At 71.1% G+C, this 14577-nt stretch carries 9 protein-coding genes; 3 read left to right on the top strand and 6 right to left on the bottom strand.

The features are described 5' to 3' along the window. Positions 1-44: 44 nt before the first annotated feature. Complete coding sequence (locus LWF15_RS16435; RefSeq protein WP_232811701.1) at positions 45-3902, top strand: PAS domain S-box protein; 3858 nt, start codon at positions 45-47, stop codon at positions 3900-3902. 67 nt (positions 3903-3969) lie between these two features. Continuing rightward, positions 3970-5949, top strand: coding sequence for a M48 family metalloprotease (locus LWF15_RS16440; RefSeq protein WP_232811702.1), 1980 nt, complete (start codon positions 3970-3972; stop codon positions 5947-5949). Positions 5950-5955: 6 nt separating this feature from the next. Here LWF15_RS16440 and LWF15_RS16445 read toward each other — a convergent pair whose 3' ends face one another. Further along, positions 5956-6579 (bottom strand): class I SAM-dependent methyltransferase, encoded by a 624-nt coding sequence (locus LWF15_RS16445; RefSeq protein WP_232811703.1) that lies wholly within the window; start codon positions 6577-6579, stop codon positions 5956-5958. A 197-nt stretch (positions 6580-6776) separates the two neighbouring features. Between LWF15_RS16445 and LWF15_RS16450 the strand changes: the two genes are divergently transcribed. Next, positions 6777-7763, top strand: coding sequence for an LLM class flavin-dependent oxidoreductase (locus LWF15_RS16450; protein WP_232811704.1), 987 nt, complete (start codon positions 6777-6779; stop codon positions 7761-7763). A gap of 9 nt (positions 7764-7772) precedes the next feature. Here the strand turns inward: LWF15_RS16450 and LWF15_RS16455 are convergent, their stop codons facing one another. The 5 genes from LWF15_RS16455 to LWF15_RS16475 all read right to left on the bottom strand — a co-directional run bounded on the left by LWF15_RS16455 (position 7773) and on the right by LWF15_RS16475 (position 13928). After that, on the bottom strand, positions 7773-8522 hold the full coding sequence (locus LWF15_RS16455) for a class I SAM-dependent methyltransferase (protein WP_232811858.1): 750 nt from the start codon (positions 8520-8522) through the stop codon (positions 7773-7775). Positions 8523-8527: 5 nt separating this feature from the next. Next, on the bottom strand, positions 8528-9484 hold the full coding sequence (locus LWF15_RS16460) for a methylenetetrahydrofolate reductase (protein WP_352396541.1): 957 nt from the start codon (positions 9482-9484) through the stop codon (positions 8528-8530). A 113-nt stretch (positions 9485-9597) separates the two neighbouring features. Beyond that, positions 9598-10230, bottom strand: coding sequence for a hypothetical protein (locus LWF15_RS16465; RefSeq protein ID WP_232811706.1), 633 nt, complete (start codon positions 10228-10230; stop codon positions 9598-9600). 129 nt (positions 10231-10359) lie between these two features. Then, a complete protein-coding gene (locus LWF15_RS16470) occupies positions 10360-12306 on the bottom strand; it encodes an ArnT family glycosyltransferase (protein WP_232811707.1) in 1947 nt (648 codons plus the stop codon). 83 nt (positions 12307-12389) lie between these two features. Then, the gene (locus LWF15_RS16475; protein ID WP_232811708.1) at positions 12390-13928 is read right to left on the bottom strand and encodes a hypothetical protein; all 1539 of its coding nucleotides are present in this window, start codon (positions 13926-13928) and stop codon (positions 12390-12392) included. Positions 13929-14577: the final 649 nt, after the last annotated feature.

Here is a 14577-nt window from a genome sequence, read left to right on the forward strand (position 1 = left end):
CCGCCGGGTGCAGCACCACCGTCGCAGCCCCGGATGAGAGTTCCATGAGGGATGCGGTGACGGTCCAGCGCGAGGTCCGGCGCGCCGATGTCCCAGAGGTGACCGAGCACTCCCAGCTCCCGGACGAGGTGGACGGGCCCGCTCCGGCCGAGGCCCGCCGCCTGGCCGAGCTGGACACGTACCGCATCCTGGACACCGACCCCGAGCCCGGCTTCGACGCCCTGGTCCGGGTGGCGTCGTCGATCGCCCGCACCCCCAGCTCCACGATCACCCTGATCGACGAGCACCGGCAGTGGTTCAAGGCGGCGGTGGGCATGGCCAACCGGGAGGGTGAGCGCCGCACCGCCTTCTGCGACCGGGTGGTCTCCGACCGGGCCCCGGTGATCGTCACCGACGCCAGCACCGACCCCCGGTTCTTCGACAACCCCCTGGTCACCGACGAACCGCAGATCCGCTTCTACGCCGGCTTCCCGCTCGAGACGCCCAGCGGTGAGGTGCTGGGCACGCTCTGCGTGATCGACTACGAGCCGCGCCATCTCACCGACGAGCAGCTGGAGCTGCTGCGGGTGCTCAGCGAGCAGGTGATGACCCAGCTCACGCTGCGGCGCACGTTGTTCGAGCGGGAGCAGGAACTGGCCGAGCGGCAGCGCCTGATCAAGCTGCTGGCCAGCTCCGAGAGCCGCTACCGCACCCTGGTCGAGAGCTCGCCCGACATCATCGGCCGGATGTCGCCGCAGGGGCAGCTGCTCTACGCCTCCCCCGCCCTCCAGCACGTGCTCGGTCTCTCCCCCGAGGCCGCCACGAACACCACCGACATCGTCGGGATGATGGTGCACCCGGACGAGCGGGAGGCCGCCCGCCAGGCCGTGCGGGACGTGGCCGGCGGGCAGCGGCGGGAGTTCACCAGCCGGGTCCGGCACGTCGGCACCGGCGGCTACCGGCTGATCGAGGTGAGCATGCTGCCGATCCCGGACGAGGACGGCACGGTCACCGAGCTGATGCTGATCGGCCGCGACGTCACCGACCGGACGGCCGCGCAGCAGGCCCTGGGCGAGGCCAACGCCGAGGCGCTGCGGCGCGGCCGCCAGCTCGAGGAGGCCCAGGAGATCGCCGAGCTGGCCAGCTGGGCGGTCGACCTCTCGACCGGCGAGTCGTGGTGGTCGCCGCAGCTGTACCGGCTCTTCGGGGTCGTTCCCGGGCAGGTCCACCCGACCGTGGAGCTGTCCCGCACCTTCATCCATCCCGACGACCGCGAGCGGGTCACCTCGGCCACCGCCCGGATCCGTGACGGCGGGGTGGCCGAGCAGCTGGAGTACCGGATCGTGCGCCGCGACGGCGAGGAACGCATCGTGCAGGCCCGGGGCCGGCGCGAGACCGACCCCGACGGCCGCACCGTGCACGTGGTCGGCACCCTGTTCGACGTCACCGAGCTGCGCCGCACCGAACGCGAGGTGCGCCGGGCCCGGGACCTGCTGGTCCAGGTGCTCGACGCCACCGAGCACGCCTTCGTCGCGATCGACCCGCAGGGCCGGATCACGCTGTGGAACCGCGGCGCCGAGCACCTGCTGGGCTACACCGCGGACGAGGTGCTGGGCACCCGGCGGGCCCTGTCCTGGCACGACCCGGACGAGATGGCCCAGATCGCGGCCGAGGTCGGCGAGCCCTTCGGTCTGGCCCTGCTCACCGGCCACCTCGACCACCCGGCGCTGCGCCGGCCCCGCACGCACATCGCCAAGGACGGCACCCGGCACACCGTCGAGGTGTCGATGCGGCCGATGTACGACGGCGACCCGGACGTGATCTGCGGCTACATCGGGGTGGTCACCGACGTGACCGCGCGGGTGCGGGCCGAGAAGGAACGCGACGCGCAGAGCCACATGCTGCGCGCGGTGATCCACAACAACCAGTCGATCATCACCGTGAAGGACCTGAGCGGCCACTACCTGATGGTGAACCAGGCGTTCCTGGACGCCTTCGGGATCGACGAGAAGGAGATCGTCGGGGCCACCGACGAGCTGCTCGACCCCCGGCTGGCCAGCCGCTGGCGGGCCAACGACCGGCGTGGGCTGCGGGGTCCGGTACAGGTCGACGAGATCGCCGACCTGGCCGACGGCCGGCACTGGTACGACACCGTGCGCATCCCGCTGCAGGACGAGGCCGGCCAGACCTACGCGATCTGCACGGTGGCCCTGGACGTGACCGAGCGGCGCCGGGCCGAGGCCGAGAAGGCCGCCGCGATGGAGGCGATGACCCACGCCCGGGACGCCGCGGTGGCGGCGACCAAGGCCAAGTCGGCCTTCCTGGCCACCATGAGCCACGAGATCCGGACCCCGATGAACGCCGTGATCGGGATGACCGGCCTGCTGCTGGAGACCCCGCTGAACGACGAGCAGCGCGAGCTGCTGCTGACCGTGCGCAGCAGCGGCGACCAGCTGCTGGCGATCATCAACGACATCCTCGACTTCTCCAAGATCGAGGCCGGTGACCTGGACCTCGAGGAGCACCCGTTCGAGCTGCGGGAGTGCGTCGAGGGGGTGGTCGCCCAGTTCGCCGGGTCGCTGAAGAACATCGACCTGGTCTCGCACGTGGACCTGGACTGCCCGGCGGTGGTGGTGGGTGACGTCACCCGGCTGCGGCAGGTGCTGACCAACCTGGTGAGCAACGCGATCAAGTTCACTACCCAGGGCGACGTGCTGCTGAAGGTCGAGCTGGAGGAGGAACCGCTGAACCCGGTGGACCCGGCCGCGGGCGACTGGGACGCCACCGACGCGAGCGTGGGCGAGCGGGCGCGCCTGCGGTTCACCGTGGCGGACACCGGGATCGGCATCTCCAAGGAGAACATGGGCCGGTTGTTCCGGTCGTTCAGCCAGGTCGATGCCTCCACCACGCGGCTGTACGGCGGCACCGGGCTGGGCCTGGCGATCAGCAAGGCGATCGTCGAGGCGATGTCCGGGCAGCTGACCGTGACCAGCGAGGTGGGCGTGGGCTCGCGGTTCACCTTCGCCGTGGCCCTCGGCCTGCCCCAGGGCCCGGACCGGCAGGGGCTGCCGAAGCGCCCGCCGGCCGTGGTGGCCGGACGGCACGTGCTGATCGTGGACGACAGCGACACCAACCGCCAGATCCTGCGGCTGCAGCTGGAGAGCTTCGGGATGGTCTGTCAGGACAGCCCCTCCCCGCTCGACGCGCTGGCCCTGATCGGCAGCGGCGTGCAGTTCGACCTGGCGATCCTGGACTACGCGATGCCGGTGATGGACGGTGTGCAGCTGGCCCTGGCCCTGCGTCAGCTGCCCGGTGGCAAGGACCTTCCGCTGGTGCTGCTGTCCAGCATCGGCCGGCGTGACCGCAGTCAGGAGAAGGTGTTCGCCTCGGTGCTGACCAAGCCGATCCGCAGCGCCGCCCTGGTCGAGGCCCTGGGACAGGCGCTCGTTCCGGAGACGTCCGGTCCGCCCGCCCAGATCCCGCAGCCCAGCCCGCCGGGCGACCAGGCCCAGCCCGCCCCGCGCGACCGCGACCTCACGGTGGCCGGCAAACTGCGGATCCTGCTGGTCGAGGACAACGAGATCAACCAGAAGGTGGGCCGGCTGATGCTGGGCAAGCTCGGGCACACGGTCGAGCTGGCCAACAACGGCCTGGAGGCGGTGGAGGCGCTGGAGCGGCTCGACTACGACGTCGTGCTGATGGACATGCACATGCCGGTGATGGACGGCCTCGAGGCGACCCGGACGATCCGCGCACAGATCCCGCCCGGCCGTCAGCCGCACATCATCGCGATGACCGCGAGCGTGACCAAGGAGGACCGGGACGCCTGCGCGGCCGCCGGGATGGACGGCTACCTGTCCAAGCCGGTGCGGGCCGAGGACCTGACCGAGGCGCTCGGCGGGGTACCCCTGAGGCAGACCTGATTGAAGACGTTTGCCCGCCTCGGGCGAAACGGTCACCTCAGTGGGTGGTAACCCCTAGAGTCCCCCGGTGGGTGCTTGGGGAATGCGGTTGCGGGTCTGGGCGAGCGTTGCGTTGCTGGTGTTGTTCCCAGTGGTGCTGATGGCTGTTCTGGTGCTGATCCTGGTGTTGTTCGTGATCGGCATCAAGTACGCCGGCCAGCTCGGCGGCAAGGTCATCGTGCTGGCGTTCCCACTGGTCGCGGCCGTGTTCGCGACCGGCCGCGAACTCCTGCGGCTGCGCCGGCTCCCGCCCGCCCCCGGGCTGGAGATCTCGCCGCAGCAGGAACCCCGGCTCTGGGCCGAGATCCGGGCGGTGGCCGAGGCCATGGACGAGGACCCGCCCGACCGGGTGGTGCTCTTCGGCCGGGTCACGGCGGCCGTCACCGAGGCCTCGGGCCGACGCGAGCTGCTGATCGGCCTGCCTCTGCTGATCGGTCTCACCCGGGCCGAACTGCGGGCCGTGATCGCCCACGAGATGGGTCATCTGGCGCACGGTCACACCCGCGGCAGCACCTTCGTCCACCGCGCCCACTACTTCCTCCAGGCCACCCTCGACAACCACGACCCGGGCCTGGTCCGGCGCCTGCTCGTGGTGTACCTGAAGCTGTACGAACGGGTCTCGGCCTCGGTCCGCCGGGAGAAGGAACGCCAGGCCGACCAGTGGGCCGCCCGGCTGGCCGGACCGGAGGCGATGGCCGCCGCGCTGAGCCGGCTGCACTTCTTGTCCCTGGCCTGGGGGCAGGTGCTCGGCTCCTACGGGCAGGCGATGGTGAACGGCGGGCCCCGGGGCAGCCTCTCCGAGGCTTTCTCCGGCGTGATCCGCCACTCCGGCCCCGCCCTCGAGGAGGAGGTCCGCCGCCACCCCCGGCCCACCTCGCCCTACGACTCCCACCCGCCGGTGCCGGAGCGCATCGAACTGCTGCGTCGACTGCCCGTGCCGGACCCCCGCTCGGCGCCGTACCTGGAGTACCCGGACGAGCCGGCCTGGTCGTGGCTGATGCAGCCGGGGCAGCGCCTGACCGAGGTGGAGGCCACCCAGATCGCCCCCGGCCCCAGCCCCGCCGTCTCCGACTGGTCCAGCGTTCTCACCCGGCGCATGCTGCAGACCCACGACGAGTCGGCGGCCCTGCTGATGGGTGCTCTGCAACAGCTGGACCGGGACGCCCCGCCCACGCTCGACTCGGTGCTGCGGGTGATGGCGGCCGGGCACGGCGAACGGCTCGCCGCCCCGTTGCTCCGGGGCGACACCCCGCGCGAGCAGCGCTCGGCCCAGTCCCGGCAGGTCCTGGGCCACACGCTGCTGGGCGCGATCATCACCCTGCTGGGCCAGGAGCGGCGGGTGGCCGCGCTACCCGACTTCAGCCCCCAGGGCCCGTTCCGGATCGACTACCGGCACCCGGACGGCCACTCCTTCGAACCTCCCCTGGACGAGGTCCTGGACGACCCGCTGAACGATGCCCTGGAAGACCCGCGCGCGGTCGGCCATCTGGCCGACGTACTGATCTGGGCCGGACTCGACCTGCACCGGCCGGTCGCTCCCCCGGACCGGCCGGGCGGTGCACTGCTGGCCGGGGCGGTGGCCCTGGCCAAGATCACCGTGAAGGGGCCGGCCCGTCACCACCTGCGTCCCCGGGGTGCGCAGGACGTGCTGGTGTTCGACGAGGGCATCCTGGCCGGGCGCACCCCGCCGGAGGGCCGGATGAATCCCTGGCGGGCGCTGAAGTGGGTCTTCACCCCGCGCAGCCACCACCACGACCGCGCCCTGCACCGGATCCAGGCCTTCGCCGACCAGGTCGGCGCCCACCCCCAGGCCTGGGCCCTGGCCAACGGCGGGACGTGGCTCACCTTCCGGCAGATCTCGGAGGTGAAGCACCGCGACGCCCTGGTCTCCGAGGGACAGGTGATGAAGCTGACGCTGAAAGACGGTTCCCGGGTCCAGATCGAGACCACCAACGCCGGGCTGTGGATCGACGACGTGCCCCGGGTGGTGGCCGCCGCGATCAGCTGACCGGGTTCACGCCTGCACCGAGCGGGCGACCACGAACCAGGTGCCGGTGAACAGCACCTCGCCGCCGATCTCGGCGGTGAGCTGCCGGGGCGAGAGGAATCGCTTGTACACCTGGTGCCGGGACCCGTCGTTCAGCACCCGTTCCTCGGTGCGGGACTCGGGCAGCCCGGGCCGCAGGGCCGAGTCGATGACGATCAGCTCGGGTGCCACCCGCCGCGCCTGGGCCAGGAACATCTCCCGCTCGTCCTCCGGCAGGTGCCCGTAGAAGTGACCGGTGACCACGCGGTTGAAGGCGCCGTCGGCGAACGGCAGGTTCAGCGCGTCGCCGGTCATCGCCACCCCCTCGGGCAGCCGCGACTGGGTCAGCGCGACCATCGCCGGGCTCTGGTCGAGCGCCACCACCATCCCGGCCAGGTGACGGGTGAGAAAGCCGCTGCCGCAGGCGATGTCGAGGGTGCGCGCGGCGGGCAGACCGGAAACGAACTCGACCAGGCGGATCACCTCTTCCCGCCAGCCGGGCCGATTGCGCGACGCGAACCGCCCCTCGCCGGTGTACCAGTCGTCGTACTCCCGGGCCCGCTTCTGGTAGTAGGCCGCGGTCGCCGCGTCCCTGGCGAACGAATGCAGCATGGGACCTCAGTTCATCCGTCCGGTTGCAGATGGCCGTCCGCAGGTTACCTCGACTTTCTGTGACCGTTAGGTAACTCCACGCAAGTGATCGATCCCCGTCAAACACCTGGCCGGATCCGGGACTACTCCTCGCGCACCGGCCGTTGCCACCTCAGGAAGACCAGCACGTTCGGAAACCGTGACGAAGGGCAGCAACCGTGGCCACACCCCTGTCGATCCTCGACCTCGCACCCGTGGCGAAGGGCCAGACCGCCGGTCAGGCGATCGCCGCCAGCGTCGCCCTGGCCCAGACCGCGGAGAGGACCGGGTACGAGCGGGTCTGGTACGCCGAGCACCACAACATGGCCGCGATCGCCTCCTCGGCCACCAGCGTCCTGATCGCCCACGTGGCCGCCAACACCACCTCGATCAAGCTCGGCGCCGGCGGGGTGATGCTGCCCAACCACTCGCCGCTGGTGATCGCCGAGCAGTTCGGCACCCTGGCCGAGGTGCACCCGGGCCGGATCGAGCTGGGCCTGGGCCGGGCCCCGGGCTCGGACCAGGCCACCACCTACGCGTTGCGCCGCGACCCGGCCACCGCCGAGAACTTCCCGCAGGACGTGGTCGAGCTGCAGGGCTTCCTGGCCGGGGAGTCCAAGGTCCGCGGTGTGCAGGCGATCCCCGGCAAGAACACCCGGGTGCCGCTGTACATCCTCGGTTCCTCGCTGTTCGGGGCCCAGCTGGCCGCCGCGCTCGGCCTGCCCTACGCCTTCGCCTCGCACTTCGCCCCGTCCGCCCTGCAGGACGCCGTGGCGATCTACCGCCGCGACTTCAAGCCCTCGGCCCAGCTCGACCACCCGCACGTGCTGGCCGCGCTGAACGTGATCGCCACCGACACCACCGAGCAGGCCCAGGCCGAGCTGCGCCGGGTCAAGATCCAGCGGGTCGGCCTGCTCTACGGCCGGGGGCGCACGCTCACCGAGGCCGAGGCCGAGCAGATCGTCGACTCCGGCCAGGCGGTGCAGCTGGAGGAGATGACCAAGTACACCGCGGCCGGTACGCCCGGTGAGGTGAAGGACTACCTCGAGCAGTTCAAGAAGGTCGCCGACGCGGACGAGCTGATCGTCGCCTTCGCGCACACCGAGACCGAGGGCCGGCTGCGCTCGGTCGAGCTCACCGCCGAGGTCATGGGCCAGATCAAGTAGGCCCGCCGGTCAGCGCCGGACGGCGGCCAGCAGGTTCGCCCGCACGACGCCGTCCCCGATCAGCCGGCCGATCCGTCGTTCCTGCTCCTGGGCCTCGCTCAGCCGCGGGTCGCCGGTGTGCAGGCGCTCCACCAGGGCCTGCACCTCGGCGGCCTGCCGGTCCCACTCCTCGGCCCGGTCGTCGGCCGGCAGGTCGGCCGCGCGGATCGAGCCGGTGATCTCCAGGCCGGCCCGGTCCAGCAGGCCGGGAAGCTCCGCCTCCGAGGGGAACTCGTTGCCCTCCGGCGCCCCGGGCGGCTGCGGCTGATCGCTGGTGAACACCAGGAGCCCCAGCGCCGCGCCCGGTTTCATGATCCGGGCGATCTCCTCGACCAGCCCGGTCTTGTCCGAGGTGGTGCACAGCACGCCCAGGCACCACACAGCGTCGGCACTCTCGTCGGCCAGCGGCAGCCGGGCCCCTTCGCAGGCCAGCGCCGACACCGAGAACAACTGCGTCGCCGCCGCGCAGGCGGCCACCATTGGTTCGAGCACCAGGGGCCGGATGCCGTGATGCCGCGCCGCGAAGGCGGTTGGCCCACCCAGCCCGCCACCGACGTCCGTAAGCAGCATTTCTGGGCGTAGTCGGCACTCGGCTGCGAGCCAGTCGAGTACGGCCGGACTGGCACTGCCCTTACAGGCCGCAGGAATCGCGTACTCGGCACCGAGCAGCCCCACCGCGTCGGCCGTCCAGGTGGCCTGCACCCCGAACTCGGACTCCATCGCGCTCACTGGGCCAGCACCGTCCTTCCTACCTCGGCCTTGATTTCCGCCGCGAGAACCTCACCCCGCCCCGAAGCCAGCCCGGACAGGTTCACCCCCACCACCCCGTCCACTGCTAGTAGTTCCTGGGCCTCCGTAACCGCAGCCTCGATACCCGCCGCGACCGGATCAGCTGACGACAGAACCCGTTGCACCACAGCCTGGTCCAGCCCCAGTCCAGGCAGGCTCAACGCGCGGGCGGACCGTTCGTCGGTATACACCGCAACCCCCGCGATCACCGGCATGCTTACCCCGGAATCGCGCGCGACGGAGACGAATTCAGCCACCCTGGCGGGCGAAGAGACGTGGTTCAGCAGGCAGATCTGCGCTCCAGCCCGTTGCTTCTCCCGTAGCCGTCCTGGGCGCAACGCAACCGGTGGGGCGTCGGGGGACTCGGCCACCGCAACCGTCAGTCCGGTCGAGGCCGCTAGGGCGGCGAGCCGCGTACTGTCGATGTCGAAAACCTGGGTGACTTCAGGACGTACGTCGTGAGCACGGCCGTCTCCGGTCACACAGAGCACGCCTGAGGCGCCCGCCGCGACCAGCCCCGCGAGCTCCTGCTCCAGCACCACCCGATTGCGGTCGCGGCAGGTCAGCGTCACCCACGCAGCGAGTCCGGCTTCCGTGATCAACCGGGTCATCAGGCTGGGCGGAAAATCCGGGCGGTTGTGGTGCTCACCGACCAGCACCCCGTCGCAGGATCCCCGCAGAGCCGCGGCGACCGCTTCTACGGAGGCCAGATCGTAGGGGCGAACGGTGAAGTCGGTGAGCACCAGGGTTTTCGAAGAGCCCAATTGAAGACGGGTGTCAGCTTGCGGTCCCGTCCACTCGACCACCTCACCGGCCACCGCGAACGGGCACGGCTGAGCGCGCATCTCGCAGCTCAGGTCTGGCCGCACGCCTCCGCACGGCCCGAACTCCATGCGCTTCGGGCAGCCCGGTTCCGGGCGTACCCCGCCGAGGAGGCCACCGTCATGCTCAAGCACTGCCACCCGACCGAGTCTGGAACCGTCTGGGCCGGGCTGCACTTTCAGAGTCAGGAGGTGGGAAAGGCGTCTGGTACCGCTTTGGGGCACTGTACGAAGCCGATACCGCCCATGTCGACCAGCACCGTCACGTAGCCGGACTTCATCAGCACCTGGCCAGAACGCTGGTAGGTCACCCGCACTTCCAGGGGGTAGGGCTCGGGGCAGGCGTCGGGCAGCTTCCACCGCACGGTGTAGAGCCGAGAGCTCTCCGGCTCGACCATCACTGCCTTCTCACTACGCCCGGGCCGCTTGCAGGTACCGCCGGACAGGGCCGGGCCTTCCTGGCTGAGCCCGCCGAGCGGGGGATGCCCCTGCACCCCGACCAGCAGGGCCGGTTCCAGGGCCACGTTGTGCAGCCAGAACGAGACCGTCACGTAGTTGCGGTGATCGGTACGCACCGGGCAGGTGTCCCGCAGGGCGAACGGGATGAGGTGGTCCGGATCCAGCTCGGTGGTGCTGATCGCCGGCTGCGGCTGGGCGTCGAAGCGCTCGTAGGGGTGGTGCGGGCTGCGGCCCACCGCCACGCTGCCCAGCAGCAGGACGAGGATCGCCCCCAGCGCGTAGAGCAGGAGGCGCAGGGGCGTGGGCGGTTGGCCTTCGGGGGTGTCTTCGCCCCCTGGCTCCAGATCGAGCGTCTCCACTCGCACCCCCACTGCCGCAGTGCCGGACGGCTACCGCGGGGCGGAGGAAGCGAGGAGGGGGCGCGGTGGCGCTGCGGGGAGGGGATCCACAGCACCACCGCACCAGATCTGGGCCGTCTCCGGCGCGGTCTACGCAGCTTGCAGGTCGTACACCGTCTGTCCACCTACGGTAATCGCGGTGTAGTTCGCCGCAACCCAGTCCGCGATCCCGCTGTCGCCGCCCCGGCCTCCTCCCATCCCGCCGCCCATGCCGCCGGAGATGAAGTACCGCACCTCACCGGCGGCCACGTAAGCCTGGAACTCCTCCAGGGTAGGCGCCGGATCGCTGCCGGAGAACCCGCCCAGCGCCATCACCGGCTGGCCGCTGGCCAGCTGCAACGGAGCGGCCGAGTTCGAGCTGACGGTGGCCGCCGCCCACTTGGTGCCGGCGTTCTGCAGCAGCTCGACCAGTTCGTCGCTGACCTCCGACCCGCTGCCCATTCCGCCCCCTCGACCGCCGCCGCCTCCGCCGAAGCCGGAAGAGGCTGCGCTGGACGGACCGACCGAGGGGATGGAGCCGGTGTGCGCGCTGGCGGTGGTGGCCACGGCGTAGGCCGCACTGCCGGCCACTCCCCCGAGCAGACCGGCCAGGACCAGCGCAGCCAGCGCCCGGGTGGCCAGCCGCAGCGGGACCAGCAGGCCGATTGCTGCGACCACGGTGACCGCGAGCACGAGGTAGCGCAGCTCCGGGTGCCAGTCGGCGTTGCGGGCCAGCAGCGTGTACGACCACAGGCCGGAGGAGAGCACCATCGCGGCCAGGGCGAGGCGGGCGCGCCAGAGGTTCCGGGCCTGCCACAGCGCCGTGCCGCCGACCGCGATCAGAGCGGCGATGGCCGGAGCCAGGGCAACGGTGTAGTACGGGTGGATCGTGCCCTTCATGTAGCTGAAGATCAGACCCACGGTCAGCAGCCAGCCGCCCCACACGATCAGCGCGGCCCGGGTGCGGTCGGTGCGCGGCCGGCGGGCGGTGATCAGCAGCCCGGCCACCAGGGCGATCAGCGCGGCGGGCAGCAGCCAGGAGATCTGGTTGCCCATCTCCGAGCCGAACAACCGGTTCAGCCCGGTGGCGCCGCCGAACGAGGAACCGGCCTGACCGCCCGTCCCGCCCATGCCGCCGCCTCCGCCGCCCCCGTTGCCGTCGCCCCCGAAGATGCGGCCCAGGCCGTTGTAGCCGAACACCAGCTCGAGCACGGAGTTGTTCTCGGAGCCACCGATGTACGGGCGTGAGCCCGCCGGCCACAGCGAGACCGCGGCGATCCACCAGCCGCAAGAGACGACCATCGCGACCAGACCGCCGAGCAGCTGCAGGATGCGCCGCTTCACCGGGGCCGGGGCGCAGACCAGGTAGGCCAGGCCGAGGGCGGGCACGATCAGCCAGCCCTGCAGCATCTTGGTCAGGAAGGCGAACCCGAGGGCGGTGCCGGCCAGCAGCACCCACTTGGTCGAGGCGTTCTCCAGGGCCCGCACCATGCAGTAGGTCGCCGCGGTCATCAGCAGCACCAGGAGGGCGTCGGGGTTGTTGAAGCGGAAGATCAGGGCGACGGCCGGGGTGAGGGCCAGCACCGCGCCGGCCACCAGCCCGGCCAGCGGGCCGGACCAGCGCTTGACCGCCGCGTACAGCAGGGCCACCGCGGCCACGGCCTCCAGCGCCTGCGGCACCAGCATGCTCCAGCTGCTGTAGCCGAAGATCCGCGCGGACAGGCCCATCACCCAGGTCGAGGCGGGCGGCTTGTCCACCGTGATGAAGCCGCTCGCGTCGAAACCGCCGAAGAACCAGGCCTTCCAGCTCTTCGAGGCGGCCTGCACGGCCGCGGCGTAGAACTCGTTGGCGTTGCCCGAGACCGCCACGTTCTGCAGGTACAGCGCCGCGGTGGCCAGCAGCAGCACGATCAGGGCGGGCCGGGCCCAGGCCGGGTCGGCTTGGGCGGCCGGATCAGCTGGGCCAGCTGATTTCGACGACGCCCACGACAGACGCCGCCCCCGTCTGGGAGCGGCGGAGTCGGGGGCGGCGTCAGGCCCGGGCGAGGTCGTCGTCATGGTGACGACTCTTCACCCAGCGCCTGACCAGCGGCCGACCGTTTCCTAGGGGCCGGCTGTGCGTCTCACCGCCGGTCTTCGCCTCAGGGGGTGGCGGTGATGCCCGGCACCATGAACGAGGCGGCCAGGTCGAACTCCTTCACGTCCACGTCGTGCTCGACCAGGAACTCCCGCAGCACGTCGATCGACCGGCGTTTGAACGCGTTGTGGTAGATCTTCTCGTCGGCCGCACCGAAGTGATTGCCGTTGGCGGCCGCGGCCGTCCGGTCGCGCAGGCTCGCGGCGGCGGCCCAGCTCAGGTCGTTGCGCTCTTCCAGCTCCTGGTCCAGGTCGACCCGGTCGGCGGCCTCCTGCCGGTCGATCCGGATCTTGCGGATCGCCCGGGCCGGGCTGCCCCACAGCAGCGGCCAGACCATCGGGAACACCGTGCGCAGCAACGGGAGCCGGTGCGCGCCGGGCCCCAGCGGGATCTTCACCACGTCGCCGTAGTCGGGCTTGAGCGGGCGCAGCGCGCAGACCGACATCTCCACCTCGAGCATCGGCCCGCGCTTCTCCACCCGCACGAACAGGGTGACCACCACCTGCCCGTCCCAGCCGGTGATCTCGAAGAACGTGTAGGGCCGGGCCGAACGGTGCTGGGCGCGCAGCGACTGCTCGATCCGCTCCTGCTTGACCTCGCTGACCGGCCGGCGGAACCGCAGTTCGTAGTCCGGGTCGTCGAGCACCGGACCGTGCCGGAACAGGCCGCCCACGGTGCGGGCGTGCCCACCGATCACGTACAGCCGCTGCCCCGTACGGGGCTTGTTCTCCATCGTCTGCGGGATCTGCTCCAGCAGGTACCGGTGCAGGTCGGGCGCCTCGAACACACGTGGCTCGGCGCGCTTGCCCAGCCCGGAGTCGAGGGTGCCGACCCGGGTGTCCACGGTGAAGCTCCACCGGTCGATCTGCTCGCCCGAGCCGTTGAACGGCGTCTTGCCGGCGAACACCACCACGTTGGCCCGCATCGAACTGCGGATCGACTCCTCCACGTCGGGCGGCAACGGCGGCGGGGCCACCGCGTTGAGCCCCCGGATGCCGATCGAGGCCAGCGCCGAGTCGTGCACCGCCTGGTAGTGCACCCAGACGATGACGAAGCCGGCCAGGTAGGCACCGACGATCGCGAAGAACATCAGCATCAGCAGCCCACCCGGGCCCAGCCCGCCGGTGAAGATGGACACCAGGGCCACCTCGGCGATGATCGCCACCGCGGCGGTGACCACCAGCAGCCACACGTCCCGGGTCTCCCGGCGCTGCTTGGCCTGGGCCGCGTGCCGGGCCAGCGCCACCGCGTCGATGTGCCAGTTCGGCGCCATCGCCTTCCAGTCCGGATAGACCAGGTCGTTCAGGACCTCGCCGCCGAACGAGGCGTTCAGGTGGATCGCCGAGCACAGCTGCCGGGAGATGCCGTCTCCGGCCGGGGTGAACGGCTGGGCCCGGCGGGCCGGGGCGCGGCGCGCGGCCCAGGGCGGCTGGAGCGCCTGACGCAGGCTGTCCTCCGGCGAAGGGCCGGGGATCAGCCGCGGCTTGGACTCGACCGTGGTGCGGCCGGCTCCGCGGTGGCGCGAAGTCTCCGAGGGCGGCATTCAGACTCCCTGCGTCGCTCACTGACCCTTGGTGGGGGTCACCGTGAGGGTAGTTCACCCGTCCGGCGGATCCACGGTGCTCGCCCGATACAGATGATGCACCGTCGATCAACGCAAGAGCGACAGGACGGGGCGAGTCACCCGATCTTTCCCCGCCCCACTTTCGCCCCGGTAACCAAACGCAACCACCACTCGTCCATCAATTCCCGGTCAATTCCGGGCAATTAAGGCATCCCTCTGACCTGCACGGATGTTCTAGTGACCAGAAGTGAATAACCGAACGCGGGCAGTGATGAATGGCCTAGGGTTGGGCGCGCCTGGACCGGCGCCGGTGGGCCGCCGCACGGCCTGCCGCGAGCCGGACCCGGTTAACAACAGCGATCGGCCAGCGCGTTGTGGGGGTTTGTCCTGATGTCCCGGCGAGTAAGCCCGCAGGATGAGAACAATCCCGCTCACTCCCGGCCCGCGGATCACATCGGCACCACCGATATCGCCGATGCGGGCACCCGCCCGGCCCCGGGGGTGGCGGGCAGTGCGGGTGCAGTGTCAGCGTCGGGCTCGACCTCGGGCCCGTCTTCGGGCCCGGCCTCGGGGAGGGACGAGAGCAGACCGGACCGTGGCCTCCCCCGCCACGCCGACATCGATGCCC

It is taken from the genome of Kineosporia rhizophila, assembly GCF_021277265.1.
Classification (GTDB): Bacteria; Actinomycetota; Actinomycetes; order Actinomycetales; family Kineosporiaceae; genus Kineosporia; species Kineosporia rhizophila.